Here is a 13,351-nt window from a genome sequence, read left to right as displayed (position 1 = left end):
GGGGCGTCCGGTGGGGGGCGGCGCTCAAGAGCCCATCCGCTCCGCCGCCTCGAAGCCCAGCTCCTTGGGGTCCAGCACGTAATGCGCCCCGCAGAACTGGCAGTCGGCGGTGACGGTCCCCTCGTCCGTGGTCATCTTCTCGATGTCCTTGTCCGAGTAGATCGACAGGGACTGGCGCACCTTGTCCTCGCCGCAGGAGCAGCCGAAGCGCACCGGCTGCGGGTCGAACACGCGCGCGCCCTCCTCGTGGAAGAGGCGGGTCAGCAGGTCCGTGGGCGAGACGGTGGGGCCGATCAGCTCCATCTCCTCGGTGGTGTCGAGCAGCAGGTTGGCGCGGCGCCAGTTCTCGCCCTCGTCCTCGTCGAGCAGGTCGGCGGCGGCGAGCAGGCCGTCCTCGCCCGTGGCCTCGCCCTTGGCGTGGGGGGACGCCTTGGGCATGTGCTGCAGCATCACGCCGCCCGCGCGCCAGCCCTCGTCGCCGCCGGGGAGGGTCGAGCGTCCGTAGGCCAGCGCGAAGCGGGTCGGGATCTGCTCGGACTGGGCGAAGTAGGTCTCGGCGCAGGCCGAGAGCGACCCGCCCGCGAGCGGCGTGATCCCTTGGTAGGGCTGCATGTCCGTGCCCTGGTCGATCAGGATCGCGAAGTAGCCCTTGCCCACGAGGTCGAAGAGGTTGGGCGTGCCGTGCAGCCGGGCCTCGTCGAACGAGGCGTAGGCGCGGATGCGCGCGGGCTCCCCCTCCTCGGTGGGGCCGTAGTAGTCGGTGGCGATCAGGCGCACGGGGCCGTCGCCCCGCACTTGGAGGCTGAGCTTCCAGCGCAGCTTGATCGTCTGGCCGACGAGCGCGGTCAGAAGCGCCATCTCGGCGACGAGCGCCTCGACCTGCGGCGGGTAGTCGTGCTGCTCCAGCACTTGGTCCAGCACGCCGTCGAGGCGCGCGACACGGCCCCGGATGTCGGAGGCGTCGAGCTGGAACGGCAGGACGGTGTCGTCCCAGAGTTTGGGCATGATGTCGGTCATGTCGGGGATCCTTGCGTTCGGGCGCAGGCCCATGCTTGGCGGGCGATATAGGGGCATAGGCCCCGCGACCCAAGGAGGATGCCATGACGCCCGTGCTCGGCGGGTCTGCGCGGCGCGGGACGGTCTACGTCCGCCGCCCCGGGGCCTACGCGGTGATCGTGCATCCGCGGGGCGTCCTCGCGACGCTGCAGCGCGACCGCCGGGGGCTGGACGAGATGCAGCTTCCGGGCGGCGGGATCGACCCGGGCGAGGGCCCGGTCGCGGCGCTGCACCGCGAGGCGTTCGAGGAGACCGGGTGGTCGCTGCGCGTGCTGCGCCGGATCGGGGCCTACCGGCGGTTCGTCTGGATGCCGGAGTACCGCATCCACGCCGAGAAGGTCTGCCACGTCTATCTCGCCCGCGCGGGGTTGCGGCGCGGCCCGCCCTCCGAGCCCGGCCACCGGGCCGCGATCGTGCCGCCGCGCGCGGCGCTGGACGGGCTCGCCTCGGCCGGGGACCGCGCGATGCTGCGCCGCGCGTTGCGGATCCTATAGCCGCGAGAGGATCAGCCCCCCGGCCACCATCGCCAGCGCGACGACCCGCGTGGGCGAGACCGGCGTGACCGGCGCGCCGAACGCGCCCATCGCGTCGAGGACCAAGGCGGCGGAGAGCTGGCCGAGCAGGAGCGCGGCGAAGGCCGTCAGGATGCCCACGGCGGGCACCGACCAGAGCATCGCCCAGACCACCACGGCGCCGAAGAGCCCTCCGATCCACAGGACCGGCGGGGCGGCGGGCAGGCGGGCGAGGGCGGCGGCGTCGCCGCGCAGGGCCGTGAGCGCGAGGAGCGCCGCGAAGCCCACCCCGAAGGAGATGCAGGCGGCCGCCACGCCCGAGCCCACCGCGCGCCCGAGGGCCGCGTTGAGCGGGGCCTGCACGGCGAAGCCGATCCCGGCGGCGAAGACCACGGCGACGGTCAGGAGGAGGGCGGGCAGGGGCATGGGCGGCTCCGGTCGGGGACGGGACCGGTATGCACCGCCGGCCCCCGCCGCGCATCCCCCGCGTCAGGGGGCGTGCTGCGCCTGCGTGCGGACCCACGCCCACGAGGTGCGGCAGCTGTCCTCGAGGGTGCGGCGCGTCTCGAACCCGAGGAGGGCGCGGGCGCGGGCGGCGTCGGCCACGTACATCGCCACGTCGCCCGCGCGGCGCGGCTCGACCACGTGGGGCAGCGAGAGGCCGGTGGCCCGCCCGTAGGCGGCGAGCAGCTCCAGCACCGTCGTGCCGCGCCCTGTGCCGAGGTTGACCGTGTGGCCCTCGCCCGTCTCCAGCAGGCGGCGCAGCGACAGGACGTGGCCTTCCGCGAGGTCCATGACGTCGATGTAGTCGCGCTCGCCCGTGCCGTCGCGGGTCGGGTAGTCGTCGCCGAACACGCGTAGGTGGGGCGCGCGACCGGCGGCGACCCGCTCGATATGGGGCATGACGTTGGCCACCACGCCCTGCGGATCCTCGCCGATGAGGCCCGAAGGGTGGGCGCCGATCGGGTTGAAGTAGCGCAGGACGCCCACCGCCCATGCGGGGTCGGCGGCGGAGAGCTGGTCGAGGATCGTCTCGCCCGCGAGCTTGGTGAAGCCGTAGGGGTTGGCATGGGTGCGGGGCGCGGTCTCGGGGATCGGCTGGTCGGGCGTGTCGCCGTAGACCGTGGCCGAGGACGAGAACACGAGGCGGCGCGTGCCGTGGTCGTCCATCGCGCGCAGGAGGTGGATCAGCCCCGCGAGGTTCGTCTCCGCGTAGGAGAGCGGGTCGGCCACGCTGTCGGCCACGGCCTTGCGGGCGGCGAAATGGACGGCGCCCGCGACGCCGGTGGCGAGGATGCGGTCCAGCGCGCCGCGGTCTAGGACGGAGCCCTCGTGGAACTCGGGCCGCCGTCCGGCGATCCGGGCGAGGCGGTCCAGCGTGTCGGCGCGCGCGTTCGAGAGGTCGTCGAGGATGACCGGCTCGAACCCGGCCTCCATTAGGGCGACGCAGGTGTGGGAGCCGATGTAGCCGAGGCCGCCGGTCAGCAGGATGCGGGGGGCGTCGGGCATGGGGGGCGCGGGTCTCCGGGAGGGGGGTCGGCGGGGGAGGTAGCAGGTCGGCGGGGCCGGAAACAGGGCCCCGGGCCGGTCGTCAGCCGTCCGCCGCCCGCTCCACGGGGGCGCGGCCCACGAACACCGCCTCGAAGCCCGCGTCGCGCAGCATGTCGGGCGCGTAGACGTTGCGCAGGTCGGCCATGCGGGGCGTGGCCATCGCCTCGGCCATGCGGGGCAGGTCGAGGGCGCGGAACTCGTTCCACGCGGTGAGGATGGCCACGAGGTCGGCCCCCGCGGCGGCCTCGTAGGGGTCGTCGTGCCACGTGACGCCCGGCAGGAGGTCCTCGCCCTCGCGGCGGCCTTGGGGATCGACGACCCGCACGGTGGCGCCGCCGCCCACGAGCGCGGGCACCACCGTCAGCGAGGGCGAGTCCCGCATGTCGTCGGTGCCCGGCTTGAAGGTCGCCCCCAGCACCGCGACCGTCTTTCCGTTGAACCGTCCGCCCACGAGGTCGCGCAGCTTGTCGACCATCCGGGCCTTCGTCGCCTCGTTGGCGCGGATCACCGCCTCGGTGATGGTCTGGGGGACCGCCGCCTCCTGCCCGATGCGGGCCAGCGCGCGGGTGTCCTTGGGGAAGCACGAGCCGCCGTAGCCGGGGCCCGCGTGGAGGAACTTGTTGCCGATGCGCCCGTCGAGGCCGATGCCGCGCGCCACTTCCTTCACGTCCGCGCCGACGCGCTCGCAGAGATGGGCGATCTCGTTGATGAAGGTGATCTTCGTGGCGAGGAAGGCGTTGGCCGCGTACTTGATCAGCTCGGCGGACTCGAGGTCGGTCGTCACGACCGGGAACTCGCGCAGGTAGAGGGGGCGGTAGACGGCGGCCATGACCTGCGCGGCGCGCTCGGACTCGACGCCCACGATCACCCGGTCGGGCTTCATGAAGTCGTCGATCGCCGCGCCCTCGCGCAGGAACTCGGGGTTGGAGGCCACGTCGAACTCGGCCTCGGGCGCGGCGCGGCGCACCGCCTCGGCCACGGCGCGGTTGGTGCCGACGGGGACGGTGCTCTTGGTGACGACGACCGCGTAGCCGGTCAGCGCGCGGCCCACCTGCTCGGCGGCGGCCATCACGTAGGAGAGGTCGGCATGCCCGTCGCCCCGCCGCGAGGGGGTGCCCACGGCGATGAAGACGGCCTCGGCCCCGTCGACGGCGGCGGCGAGGTCGGTGGTGAAGGACAGGCGCCCGGCGGCCACGTTGCGGGCCATGAGGCTGTCGAGCCCCGGCTCGTAGATCGGCACCTCGCCCGCGTTCAGGCGGGCGACCTTCTCCTCGGAGAGGTCGACGCAGGTGACGTCGTGGCCGAAGTCCGAGAAGCAGACCCCCGAGACGAGGCCCACGTAGCCGGTTCCGATCATGGTGATGCGCATGGGGCCCTCCGTCCGGCGGTCGCGGGCGGTGTGGCGCGGGGGCGGGGAGGGCGCAAGCGGGCGGGGCGCGAGATTGCCCCAGCGGGGCGGGGCGGCTACAGCCGCGTCCGACCCCATCCGCCGCGCGAGAGGCCGCCCCGATGACCGATCAGACGAACGCCCAGCTGGAAGCCGCCATCGAGGCCGCATGGGACGCCCGCGACACGATCACCCCCGAGACCCGCGGCGAGCAGCGCGACGCCATCGAGGCGACGCTGGACGCGCTGGACGGCGGCGCCCTGCGGGTGGCGGAGCCGCGCGAGGGCGGCGACTGGCACGTGAACCAGTGGGCCAAGAAGGCTGTGCTGCTGGGCTTCCGCGTCAAGGACATGGAGATGCAGCCCGGCTCGCCGCAGGGCGGGTCGTGGTGGGACAAGGTCGACAGCAAGTGGCACGACTGGGACGCGGCGCGTTGGAAGGAAGCCGGGTTCCGCGCGGTGCCCAACTGCGTCGTGCGCCGCTCGGCCTACGTGGCGCCGGGCGCGGTGCTGATGCCGTCCTTCGTCAACATCGGCGCCTATGTCGACAGCGGCACGATGGTGGACACGTGGGCCACGGTCGGGTCGTGCGCGCAGATCGGCAAGAACGTGCACCTGTCGGGCGGCGTGGGCATCGGCGGCGTGCTGGAGCCGATGCAGGCGGGGCCGACGATCATCGAGGACGACTGCTTCATCGGCGCCCGCTCGGAGGTGGTCGAGGGCTGCATCGTCCGCAAGGGCAGCGTCCTGGGCATGGGCGTGTTCATCGGCCAGTCCACGAAGATCGTGGACCGCGAGACCGGCGAGGTCATGTACGGCGAGGTGCCGGCGGGATCGGTCGTCGTGGCGGGCTCGATGCCGTCGAAGAACGGCGTGAACCTCTACTGCGCGGTGATCGTGAAGCGCGTGGACGAGCGGACGCGGTCCAAGACCTCCATCAACGAGCTGCTGCGCGACTGACGCTCAGGCGCGGGCGGCGGCGCGCCACGCGGCGGGCGTCGTCCCGGTCGCGCGGCGGAACCGCGCGGTCAGGTGGGACTGGCTGCCGAAGCCGCAGGCGGCGGCGACCTGCACGACCGGGAGGTCCGTGTCCGACAGCAGGCGCCGCGCGCGCGCGATGCGGCGCGCCATCACCCATGCGTGGGGCGCGTGCCCCGTGGCCGCGCGGAACCGGCGGCTGAACCGCGAGGGGGACAGGCAGGCGGCCTCGGCCATGGCGGCGACGTCCACGCCCTCCTCGAGCGTGTCCTCCACGAGGGCGCGGACCCGCGCGAGCCGGGCGCCGTCGAGCGCCGGCTCGGCGTCGTGGCGCGCGGGCCCGGCGCGGGCGACGAGGCCCGTGAGCGCCGTCACCAGCCCGTCGGCCACGAGCCGGCCGGCCGGGTCGGACAGGTCCCCGGCCTCGGCCTCCTGCCAGAGGGTGCGCAGCGTGCGGACCACCTGCGGCGCGGCCCATTCGCGGCCCCAGCGGGGCGCGAGGGCGGACGGCCCGCCGAGCGCGGCGATGCGGTCCGGGGGCAGCGCGAGGAGCATCACCGCGTGGCTGCCCTCGGTCTCCCAGTGCGCGGTGGCGTCGGGCGGGGCGAGGTAGACGCTGCCGGGGCGGCCCGAGAGCGTGCGGCGCCCGTCGCCGAAGTCGACCTCCGTGGCGGGGCCCTTGGGCGGGCGCGCCTCCGTCACGACGCGCAGCACGGCGTCGGGGACGGGCGGGTCGTCGGTCGCGTGGTCGCGTTGGTGGCTGAGGATCAGCGGCAGCGCGTCCGATCCGACCCGGTGCGCCCTCTGGTCAAACCGCGCGTAGAGCGCCCCGTAGAGGCGGTCGTAGCGATGTGGGGGCGGGGCGTCGGAAGGGGGCATGACGGCACCGGGGCGGCGGGACCGTCCCACTGTGCCACGGACTCGCGCGTGGGGCGAGTCCTCAGCGCCGGGCGAGCGCGAAGGCATAGCCCCCCGTCCCGTATCGATCGGCGTAGCCGAGCACCGGCGTGGTCAGGTGCGTGGCCGAGAAGGCGATCCCGTCGGTCGCGAGCCGGTCGAGCAGGCGCATCCGCGTCTCGACGGCTTGGGCCGGGTCGTGGTCGAGCGCGTAGGTGATCCGCGGGTGCGCCATCTGCATCGGGCCGCAGATGAAGGCGTCCGCGATGAGCATCGCCTCCGCGCCGCCGTCGGACAGGTGGACGATGCCGTGGCCGGGCGTGTGGCCGGGGGCCGGCAGGACGTGGACGCCCCCGCCGAGGTCGGCCATGCCGCCGTGCGGGGCCAGCCGGTCCCCCAGCGCCGCGACGAGCCGCCGCGCGAGGCGGGCGCTCCGCAGCACGGGGCCGGTGGCGGCGGCGAGGGTGGCGTCGTCCGTCCAGTGGGCCAGCTCGGCGGCGGCGACGTGGACGGTGGCGTTCGGATACCGCGGCGCGCCGGTCGCCGTCAGCAGCCCGCCCGCGTGGTCGGCATGGAGGTGGGTCAGGATCACGTCCGTGACCGAGCCCGCGCCGATGCCCGCCGCGCGCAGATGACCGGGCGCGCGTCCCGTCTCGGGGAAGGCGTCGCGCAGGGAGTCGCCCGCGCCCGCGTCGATCAGGAGCGTGCCCTGCGGGCGGTCGATCGCCCAGCCGAACGCGCCGACGCGGACCGGGTCGGCACCGGGCGCCGCATGCTCGTCGAGGTTGGGGAAGGCCGCGCGGGGCAGGTCGAGCCAGCCGTCCGAGACCGTGCGCGCCGTCAGCGCGCCGACGTCGAACGCGCGGCTCCCGTGGGCGGCGCGGGCGGCGCGCGGGGCGAGCACCGGCGCGCTCGCCGCGGCGGCGAGGAGGGTGCAGACCCGCCGTCGGGTCGGGCGGTCGGACGTCGGCGCGGCGGCAGGGATCCCGGGGCGCCGGGTGCGGGAGAGGGGCATCGTCTCGACCTCCTGTGACGAGCGGATCTGCCCCACCGGTCTGGCCCGCGCCGGGGCCGCGCGTCTGTCACGATCCGCGCGGGCCTTGTTCCGATCCTGCCGTTCGTCGCTCGAGGGCTTGGACCAAGGGGTCGCGGGCGAGGCGCTCGTCCTCGATCCGGTCCATGAGCTCGAGGGCCTTCGACTCCCGCCCCCACGACTTGAGCAGCGCCCTCCGCCATGCGCGCCGCGCGCTGGCGGGCGACCACTGCAGCTTGGCGTCCGCCAGCCAACGCCGGAGCGCGGGCGGGCAGCGGTCGTAGTCGGCCATCGCGTTCCGCGTGGCGGGCGAGAGGCCGAGGCGGGTGCGGCTGTTGCCCTGCATGGGGGGAATCTCGGGTCGGGACGGGCGGCTGTCAAACCGGGCGGCGGCGGGTCCGCGCCGACGCGCCCGGACCGGCCGCGGCGCGCGGAACCGGGCAGGGGGCCGCGCGTTCCGAAGGGGAATAATCTCCTGTGGAGCGAGACACGATGGGATTCGCGGGCATCGGCTTCTTCGGAAGCCTCATCCTCGGGGCGCTGGCCGGATGGATCGCCGAGAAGGTGATGAACTCCGACATGGGCCTCTTGGCGAACATCGGCCTCGGCATCGTGGGCGCGTTCGTGGCAAACTTCCTGCTCGGCTTCTTCCTCGACGCGCCGCTCGGGGCCGGCAGCTGGATCATGCAGCTGGTCGTCGGGACGGCGGGCGCCTGCGCGCTGATCTGGACCACCCGGAAGCTGCGCGGCCGGGCCTGACGATGACGGTTTCCGCATCGCTCGAATTTTTCGCGTCTAGCGCGGAACCGGACTGGGGAGATCGCGTTTAGGTGGTGTGACGGGGCACCTGCCCCGAACGGAACATAGACATGCGGACACGGGCGTCCCCTCTCCTGCCCGCCGCATGTTGCGAGCTGGCGACCCACCCACCCTCAGCCGCTCGCGACGACCCCTGGCCAGTCCCTCGGCCAGGGGTCCTTTGTTTTCGAGGCCCCGCCCTCGTCGGGGCGGCCGGGGTCGCTTGACAGGCGGGCCCCGCCGCCCCACCCCCGCCCCCATGTCCGACAAGCCCAAGCGCCCGCACCCCGTGTTCACCCTGCTCGTGGAGGTCGGGCGCAAGCCGGACGACGGGCTGCCGGACGACGCCACCGGCGGCGCCCTGATGTGCTACGCCGCGGGCGTGGACGAGGCCGAGGCCGTGCGCGAGGCGGTGGCCGTGCTCAAGACCGCCGGGATGGCCGTGCTGGAGGTGTCGGGCTACGGCTCCTTGGAGGACCGCGAGGCCGAGGGGCACGACATCTCGGAGGAGGAGCGGTCGCTGATGGCGCGGGCGGCCTCCGAGAACGCGGTGATCGTCGCACAGACGACCGTGTTCCGGGAGGACGGGTGATGGACGCCGTCGAGCTGACCCGCGCGCTGATCCGCTGCCCTTCGGTGACGCCCGAGGAGGGCGGGGCGCTGGTCCTTCTGGAGGGCGTGCTGTCGGAGGCCGGGTTCGCCTGCACGCGGGTGGACCGGAACGGCACGCCCAACCTCTTCGCCCGCTGGGGTGCGAAGGGCGCGGCGCGGACGATCGGGTTCAACGGGCACACGGACGTGGTGCCGGTGGGCGACCGGGACGCGTGGACGCACGACCCGTTCGGGGCGGAGATGGCGGACGGGTGGCTCTACGGGCGGGGCGCGACGGACATGAAGTCCGGGGTCGCCGCCTTCGTGGCCGCCGCCTGCCGCCATGTCCACGAGACGCCGCCCGAGGGCGCGGTGATCCTCGCCATCACCGGGGACGAGGAGGGGGACGCGACGGACGGGACGGTCGCGCTGCTCGACTGGATGGAGGCCGAGGGCGAGCGCATGGACGTCTGCCTCGTGGGCGAGCCGACGAGCCCGGACGCGATGGGCGACGCGATCAAGATCGGGCGGCGCGGGTCGCTGACGGTCTGGTTCACCGTCGAGGGGGTGCAGGGCCATTCGGCCTATCCGCACCGCGCGAACAACCCGGTGCACGCCATCGTCGACCTGCTGGCGCGGCTGACGGCCTCGCCGCTGGACGAGGGCTCGGACCATTTCGACCCGTCCACGCTGCAGGTGGTGACCGTGGACGTGGGCAACCCCGCGACGAACGTGATCCCCGCCCAAGCGCGCGCGACGGTGAACGTGCGGTTCAACGACCTGCACACGTCCGAGAGCGTCCTCGCGGGCATGCGCGCCGCCGCAGACGCGGTGGAGGCGGCGACCGGGGCGGCGGTCCGGATGGACACGAAGGTGTCGGGGGAGTCGTTCCTCACCCCGCCGGGCGACCTGTCGGACCTCGTGGTGGGGGCGGTGAAGGCGGAGACGAACCGCGAGCCGGAACTGTCCACCTCCGGGGGCACGTCGGACGCGCGGTTCGTCAAGGACCACTGCGCGGTGGTGGAGGTGGGCCTCGTCGGCCACCGGATGCACGCCGTGGACGAGCGGGTGCGGCCCGAGTGGATCGAGCAGTTGGAGCGGATCTACGGGCGGGTGCTGGCCGGGTATTTCGCGGGGTGACGGGGCGCGTGGGCTTTCGCCCACCCTGCGCCTCGGACCCGTAGGGTGGGCGAAAGCCCACGCGCCGCTCAGTCCCGCAGGAGACCCTGCAGGTAGCGGCCGTAGTCGGTCTTGCCGAACATCCCGGCCCGTGCGCGCAGCGCGTCGTCGTCGATCCAGCCCCGGTCGTGGGCCACCTCGTCCGGCGAGCCCGCCAGCATCCCCTGCCGCTGCTCCAAGGTCCGGACGAAGTTGCCCGCGTCGAGCAGCGAGGCGTGCGTGCCGGTGTCGAGCCATGCGTAGCCCCGGCCCATCCGCTCGACCTTGAGCGCGCCGTCGGCGAGGTAGCTCTCCAACAGGGTCGTGATCTCCAGCTCGCCGCGCGCCGAGGGGATCACGTCGCGCGCGCGCGCGGGGGCCGTGCCGTCGAGGAAGTAGAGCCCGGTGACGGCGTAGTTCGAGGGCGGCTCGGGGGGCTTCTCGATGATCCGCTCGACGGAGCCGTCCGCGTCGAAGGCGACCACGCCGTAGCGCTCGGGGTCGGCCACGCGGTAGCCGAAGACGGTGCCGCCGTCGTCCGTGGCGCGGGCCATGAGCTCGGGCAGGCCGTGGCCGAAGAAGATGTTGTCGCCCAGCACCATCGCGGACGGGGCGCTGGCGAGGAAGTCCTCGGCCAGCAGGTAGGCCTGCGCCAGCCCCTCGGGCCTCTCCTGCACGACGTAGGTCAGGTCGATCCCCCACTGCGCGCCGTCGCCCAGCGTGCGCTGGAACTGCGCTTGGTCGTGGGGGGTGGTGATGACGCAGATCTCGCGGATGCCGGCCAGCATGAGCACGGTCAGCGGGTAGTAGATCATCGGCTTGTCGTAGATCGGCAGGAGCTGCTTCGAGACGCCGATCGTGATCGGGTAGAGCCGCGTGCCGGAGCCGCCGGCGAGGATGATGCCCTTGCGCTGTGTCATGAGGTCGCTCCCAAGTCGGAGAGGATGGCGTCGAGGCCCGCGCGCCAGTCGGGCCGGGCGAGGCCGAAGGCCCGCTCGAACGACGCGCAGTCGAGGCGGGAGTTAAGCGGCCGCGCCGCCGGGGTCGGGTAGTCCGACGACGGGATGCCCTCGACCGCACAGTCGATGGCCGCGCGCGCGAAGATGGCGCGGGCGAGCCCGGCCCACGAGACGTCGGGCGCGCCCGCGTAGTGGTATGTGCCGGACGTGGCCTCGGTTGCGCCCGTCGCGGCCATGCAGGCGGCGGCGAGGTCGCGGGCCGGGGTCGGTCCGCCCACCTGGTCGTCCACGATCCGCAACGCGTCGCGCTCGGCGCCCAGCCGGAGCATGGTCTTCACGAAGTTCGCGCCGTGCGCGCTGACGACCCACGAGGTGCGGATGATCGCGTGGACGCCCCCCGCCGCGCGCACCGCCTCCTCGCCGGCGAGCTTGGTGCGCCCGTAGGCGCCGAGCGGGTTCGTGGGGGCGTCCGGCGCGCGGGGCGCATCGCCCGAGCCGTCGAACACGTAGTCGGTGGAGACGTGGACGAAGGGGATGCCGAGATCGGCGCAGGCGGCGGCCATCGCGCCGGGCGCGTCCGCATTGACGAGGTGGGCGGTCGCCTCGTCCGCCTCGGCGCGGTCCACGGCGGTGTAGGCGGCGGCGTTGACGACGGCGGCGGGGCGGGCGGCGCGGACGAGCGCGGCGCAGGCCGCAGGGTCCGTCAGGTCGGCCTCGGCCCGCCCGGCGGTGCGGACCCCGAGCGGGGCCAGCTCGCGCGCCAGCTGTCCGGTCTCGCCGATCACGAGGATCATGCGCCCGGACCCTCGACCGTCCCCAGCCGCACGCCCACGCCCTGCCGCTGCTGCAGCGGGCGCCACCAGTCCTCGTTGTCGAGATACCAGCGCACCGTCCGCTCCAGCCCCTCCTCGACGGTGACGGAGGGGCGCCATCCCAGCTCCTCGCGGATGCGGGTCGGGTCGATGGCGTAGCGCGCGTCGTGGCCGGGGCGGTCGGGGACGAACTCGATCAGGTCCGTATGGGGCGTGCCGCGCGGGCGCAGCCGGTCGAGGATTTCACATAACGTACGGACCAACTCGAGGTTCGTCCGCTCGTTCTCGCCGCCGATGTTGTAGCTGCGCCCGATCTCGCCGCGCTGCAGCACGGCGAGCAGCGCGTCGGCATGGTCCTCGACGTAGAGCCAGTCGCGCACGTTCGAGCCGTCGCCGTAGATCGGCAGCGGGGCGCCGGAGAGCGCCTTGAGGATGACCACGGGAATCAGCTTCTCGGGGAAGTGGAACGGCCCGTAGTTGTTGGAGCAGTTCGAGAGCACCACCGGCAGGCCGTAGGTCTCCAGCCACGCGCGGGCGAGGTGGTCGGACGCGGCCTTGGAGGCGGAGTAGGGGGAGCGGGGGTCGTAGGGCGTGTCCTCGGTGAACTGGCCCGTCGGCCCGAGCGAGCCGAACACCTCGTCCGTGGAGACGTGGTGGAAGCGGAACGCCTCGGGACGGCCCGCGCGCTCCCAATGGGTCCGCGCGGCCTCCAGCATGTTGAACGTGCCCATCACGTTCGTCTCGATGAAGGCGGCGGGGCCGTCGATGGAGCGGTCCACGTGGCTCTCGGCGGCGAGGTGCATCACCGCGTCGGGGGCGTGCGCGGCGAAGGCCGCGTCCAGCGCGGTGCGGTCGCGGATGTCGGCCTCGACGAAGGCGTAGTCCGGCGAGTCCGTCACCTCGGCCACGTTGCGGGCGTCGGCGGCGTAGGTCATCGCGTCGAGGTTCACGACCGCATGGCCCGCGCGGATCGCGTGGCGCACCACCGCCGAGCCGATGAAGCCGCAGCCGCCCGTGACGAGAATCTTGAGGCGCCCCTTCGGGCCGACGATCTTCATGGCGCGTACTCGAACGGGCTGTCGAAGTCGGAGAGGGCGGGCGCGGCGGCATCCTTGTCGGAGAGCACCGGCGCGCCCTCCACCTGCCAGTCGATGCCGCAGGAATCCCACCGCACGGCGCCGTCCGCCTCGGGGGCGTAGAAGTCGGTGCACTTGTAGCAGATCTCGGTGTCCGGCGCGCGGGTGGCGAAGCCGTGGGCGAAGCCCGCCGGGATCCACAGCATCGCGCCGTTCTCGAAGGACAGCTCGTGCCCCGTCCAGCGTCCGTAGGTCGGCGAGCCGCGGCGTATGTCGACGGCCACGTCGAACAGGCGCCCGCGCCCGCAGCGGACCAGCTTTCCCTGCGCGTGCGGCGGGGCTTGGAAGTGCAGGCCCCGCACCGTGCCGACCTGCGCCGACATGGAGTGGTTGTCCTGCACGAAACCCGCCTCGATCCCGAGGGCGGCCATCGTGCGCGCGTTCCACGTCTCGGCGAAGAACCCCCGCGCGTCGCCGAAGCGGCGCGGGGTCAACAGCTTCACCTCCGCCAGCGCGGTGTCCTCGATCTGCATCCGGGCCTCCT

The 13,351-nt window shown here is 73.8% G+C and carries 16 protein-coding genes; 5 read left to right on the top strand and 11 right to left on the bottom strand.

Translation table 11 applies throughout. The features are described 5' to 3' along the window. Positions 1 to 24: 24 nt before the first annotated feature. Positions 25 to 1,017 carry an Hsp33 family molecular chaperone HslO gene (locus JQC91_RS03675; RefSeq protein ID WP_203285400.1) on the bottom strand — a complete coding sequence of 331 codons (993 nt, stop codon included), beginning with the start codon at positions 1,015 to 1,017 and terminating at the stop codon, positions 25 to 27. Positions 1,018 to 1,100: 83 nt separating this feature from the next. Between JQC91_RS03675 and JQC91_RS03670 the strand changes: the two genes are divergently transcribed. Beyond that, positions 1,101 to 1,550, top strand: coding sequence for an NUDIX domain-containing protein (locus JQC91_RS03670; protein WP_203285399.1), 450 nt, complete (start codon positions 1,101 to 1,103; stop codon positions 1,548 to 1,550). Here JQC91_RS03670 and JQC91_RS03665 read toward each other — a convergent pair. From JQC91_RS03665 to JQC91_RS03655, 3 genes are all read right to left on the bottom strand, one after another. Beyond that, positions 1,545 to 1,994 (bottom strand): DMT family transporter, encoded by a 450-nt coding sequence (locus JQC91_RS03665; protein WP_203285398.1) that lies wholly within the window; start codon positions 1,992 to 1,994, stop codon positions 1,545 to 1,547. The two genes, JQC91_RS03670 and JQC91_RS03665, sit on opposite strands and share 6 nt — an antisense overlap. 63 nt (positions 1,995 to 2,057) lie before the next feature. After that, positions 2,058 to 3,077, bottom strand: a complete 1,020-nt coding sequence (galE, locus tag JQC91_RS03660; RefSeq protein ID WP_203285397.1) for a UDP-glucose 4-epimerase GalE — start codon at positions 3,075 to 3,077, stop codon at positions 2,058 to 2,060. A gap of 82 nt (positions 3,078 to 3,159) precedes the next feature. Further along, positions 3,160 to 4,488 (bottom strand): UDP-glucose/GDP-mannose dehydrogenase family protein, encoded by a 1,329-nt coding sequence (locus JQC91_RS03655; protein ID WP_203285396.1) that lies wholly within the window; start codon positions 4,486 to 4,488, stop codon positions 3,160 to 3,162. Between the two features lie 140 nt (positions 4,489 to 4,628). Here JQC91_RS03655 and dapD point away from each other — a divergent pair, with 140 nt between their 5' ends. Beyond that, a complete protein-coding gene (gene dapD, locus JQC91_RS03650) occupies positions 4,629 to 5,465 on the top strand; it encodes a 2,3,4,5-tetrahydropyridine-2,6-dicarboxylate N-succinyltransferase (RefSeq protein ID WP_203285395.1) in 837 nt (278 codons plus the stop codon). Between the two features lie 3 nt (positions 5,466 to 5,468). Here the strand turns inward: dapD and JQC91_RS03645 are convergent, their stop codons facing one another. The 3 genes from JQC91_RS03645 to JQC91_RS03635 form a co-directional block, all read right to left on the bottom strand. Next, positions 5,469 to 6,362: an AraC family transcriptional regulator gene (locus tag JQC91_RS03645; protein ID WP_203285394.1), complete on the bottom strand. Its 894-nt coding sequence runs from the start codon at positions 6,360 to 6,362 to the stop codon at positions 5,469 to 5,471. Between the two features lie 61 nt (positions 6,363 to 6,423). Beyond that, positions 6,424 to 7,395 (bottom strand): MBL fold metallo-hydrolase, encoded by a 972-nt coding sequence (locus tag JQC91_RS03640; protein ID WP_203285393.1) that lies wholly within the window; start codon positions 7,393 to 7,395, stop codon positions 6,424 to 6,426. A 67-nt stretch (positions 7,396 to 7,462) separates the two neighbouring features. Continuing rightward, complete coding sequence (locus JQC91_RS03635; RefSeq protein WP_203285392.1) at positions 7,463 to 7,759, bottom strand: DUF6525 family protein; 297 nt, start codon at positions 7,757 to 7,759, stop codon at positions 7,463 to 7,465. 146 nt (positions 7,760 to 7,905) lie between these two features. On the opposite strand from JQC91_RS03635, the gene JQC91_RS03630 reads away from it, so the two are divergent. From JQC91_RS03630 to dapE, 3 genes are all read left to right on the top strand, one after another. Then, positions 7,906 to 8,172 (top strand): GlsB/YeaQ/YmgE family stress response membrane protein, encoded by a 267-nt coding sequence (locus JQC91_RS03630; protein WP_203285391.1) that lies wholly within the window; start codon positions 7,906 to 7,908, stop codon positions 8,170 to 8,172. 298 nt (positions 8,173 to 8,470) lie between these two features. After that, the gene (locus tag JQC91_RS03625; RefSeq protein ID WP_203285390.1) at positions 8,471 to 8,803 is read left to right on the top strand and encodes a hypothetical protein; all 333 of its coding nucleotides are present in this window, start codon (positions 8,471 to 8,473) and stop codon (positions 8,801 to 8,803) included. Further along, positions 8,803 to 9,942, top strand: coding sequence for a succinyl-diaminopimelate desuccinylase (gene dapE, locus JQC91_RS03620; RefSeq protein WP_203285389.1), 1,140 nt, complete (start codon positions 8,803 to 8,805; stop codon positions 9,940 to 9,942). Before JQC91_RS03625 ends, dapE begins: the two co-directional genes overlap by 1 nt. A 68-nt stretch (positions 9,943 to 10,010) precedes the next feature. Here dapE and rfbA read toward each other — a convergent pair whose 3' ends face one another. Genes rfbA through rfbC form a run of 4 tightly spaced genes read right to left on the bottom strand, consistent with a single transcriptional unit; the run spans position 10,011 to position 13,340 of the window. Then, the gene (gene rfbA, locus JQC91_RS03615) at positions 10,011 to 10,880 is read right to left on the bottom strand and encodes a glucose-1-phosphate thymidylyltransferase RfbA (protein ID WP_203285388.1); all 870 of its coding nucleotides are present in this window, start codon (positions 10,878 to 10,880) and stop codon (positions 10,011 to 10,013) included. Continuing rightward, a complete protein-coding gene (rfbD, locus tag JQC91_RS03610) occupies positions 10,877 to 11,713 on the bottom strand; it encodes a dTDP-4-dehydrorhamnose reductase (RefSeq protein ID WP_203285387.1) in 837 nt (278 codons plus the stop codon). The genes rfbA and rfbD overlap by 4 nt, the downstream gene beginning before the upstream one ends. Beyond that, positions 11,710 to 12,789: a dTDP-glucose 4,6-dehydratase gene (gene rfbB, locus JQC91_RS03605; protein ID WP_203285386.1), complete on the bottom strand. Its 1,080-nt coding sequence runs from the start codon at positions 12,787 to 12,789 to the stop codon at positions 11,710 to 11,712. Before rfbB ends, rfbD begins: the two co-directional genes overlap by 4 nt. Continuing rightward, the gene (gene rfbC, locus JQC91_RS03600; protein ID WP_203285385.1) at positions 12,786 to 13,340 is read right to left on the bottom strand and encodes a dTDP-4-dehydrorhamnose 3,5-epimerase; all 555 of its coding nucleotides are present in this window, start codon (positions 13,338 to 13,340) and stop codon (positions 12,786 to 12,788) included. Before rfbC ends, rfbB begins: the two co-directional genes overlap by 4 nt. Positions 13,341 to 13,351: the final 11 nt, after the last annotated feature.

The sequence above is a fragment of the Jannaschia sp. Os4 genome (assembly GCF_016820245.1).
GTDB lineage: Bacteria > Pseudomonadota > Alphaproteobacteria > Rhodobacterales > Rhodobacteraceae > Jannaschia.
This window is presented reverse-complemented; position numbering and strand designations above follow the sequence as displayed.

Bases quoted from the DNA above. Each gene is read 5' to 3' on its own strand.
- rfbD (WP_203285387.1), bottom strand. From the start codon at position 11,713: ATGATCCTCGTGATCGGCGAGACCGGACAGCTGGCGCGCGAGCTGGCC.
- dapE (WP_203285389.1), top strand. From the start codon at position 8,803: ATGGACGCCGTCGAGCTGACCCGCGCGCTGATCCGCTGCCCTTCGGTG.
- dapD (WP_203285395.1), top strand. From the start codon at position 4,629: ATGACCGATCAGACGAACGCCCAGCTGGAAGCCGCCATCGAGGCCGCA.
- JQC91_RS03630 (WP_203285391.1), top strand. From the start codon at position 7,906: ATGGGATTCGCGGGCATCGGCTTCTTCGGAAGCCTCATCCTCGGGGCG.
- JQC91_RS03665 (WP_203285398.1), bottom strand. From the start codon at position 1,994: ATGCCCCTGCCCGCCCTCCTCCTGACCGTCGCCGTGGTCTTCGCCGCC.
- JQC91_RS03670 (WP_203285399.1), top strand. From the start codon at position 1,101: ATGACGCCCGTGCTCGGCGGGTCTGCGCGGCGCGGGACGGTCTACGTC.
- JQC91_RS03675 (WP_203285400.1), bottom strand. From the start codon at position 1,017: ATGACCGACATCATGCCCAAACTCTGGGACGACACCGTCCTGCCGTTC.
- JQC91_RS03625 (WP_203285390.1), top strand. From the start codon at position 8,471: ATGTCCGACAAGCCCAAGCGCCCGCACCCCGTGTTCACCCTGCTCGTG.
- rfbB (WP_203285386.1), bottom strand. From the start codon at position 12,789: ATGAAGATCGTCGGCCCGAAGGGGCGCCTCAAGATTCTCGTCACGGGC.
- galE (WP_203285397.1), bottom strand. From the start codon at position 3,077: ATGCCCGACGCCCCCCGCATCCTGCTGACCGGCGGCCTCGGCTACATC.
- JQC91_RS03645 (WP_203285394.1), bottom strand. From the start codon at position 6,362: ATGCCCCCTTCCGACGCCCCGCCCCCACATCGCTACGACCGCCTCTAC.
- JQC91_RS03640 (WP_203285393.1), bottom strand. From the start codon at position 7,395: ATGCCCCTCTCCCGCACCCGGCGCCCCGGGATCCCTGCCGCCGCGCCG.
- JQC91_RS03635 (WP_203285392.1), bottom strand. From the start codon at position 7,759: ATGCAGGGCAACAGCCGCACCCGCCTCGGCCTCTCGCCCGCCACGCGG.
- rfbA (WP_203285388.1), bottom strand. From the start codon at position 10,880: ATGACACAGCGCAAGGGCATCATCCTCGCCGGCGGCTCCGGCACGCGG.
- JQC91_RS03655 (WP_203285396.1), bottom strand. From the start codon at position 4,488: ATGCGCATCACCATGATCGGAACCGGCTACGTGGGCCTCGTCTCGGGG.
- rfbC (WP_203285385.1), bottom strand. From the start codon at position 13,340: ATGCAGATCGAGGACACCGCGCTGGCGGAGGTGAAGCTGTTGACCCCG.